A 647-nucleotide genomic window follows, 5' to 3' on the forward strand; every position below is an offset into this window, starting at 1 on the left:
CCGCCCGGGAAGAGCCGCGAGAAGACGCCCTCGAACTCGCGCGCCGTGTCCCGGAACGCCTCCGTGAACACCTGCTCGACGCGCTCGTCCACGTCCTTGATCACCTGGAGCAGGTCGGCCCGGGTCTTCTTCAGGTCCTCAAGCTGCTCCGTCAGGAACTTGTGCCGCTCCTCCAGCGCGGCGTACTCCTCGAGCGCCAGCGGGTTCACCTTGCCCAACTGCTGGTACGCGCGCTCGGCGGCCCGCAGCCGCTTCTCCTGCTGGGCCCGTACGAAGGGCACCGGCTGGTTGCGCGGGTGCTCCGGGTCGCGCGGCAGTTCCTCGCCCTCGGCGGGCGGCGACGGGGGCACCAACTGGTCGGGACCGTACTCGGCGACGAGGCCGGCCGGCTCCACGCCGAGTTCCTCCAGCGCCTTGGTCTCCAACTGCTCGATCCGTAGCCGCTTCTCCGCACCGAGGACCTCGCCCTTGTGCACCGAGTGCGTGAGCTTGTCCAGTTCGGTGGCCAGGCCGCGGCCCCGTTCCCGCTCCGCGACCAACTCGGCCTCGCGCTCCGTCTTCGCCGTCTCGGCCGACCGCCGCTCCTGATCGGCGCGCCGCAACGAGACCTCGACGTGCGCCAGCAGTTGCCGCGCGCCGGCGGCCAC

General features: G+C 71.7%; 1 pseudogene. It reads right to left on the reverse strand.

The window, feature by feature from the left end:
• Positions 1-647 (reverse strand): annotated as a pseudogene (locus KUM32_RS40505) (chromosome segregation protein SMC); the annotation flags it as partial.

The organism is Streptomyces sp. AC627_RSS907, assembly GCF_019049165.1.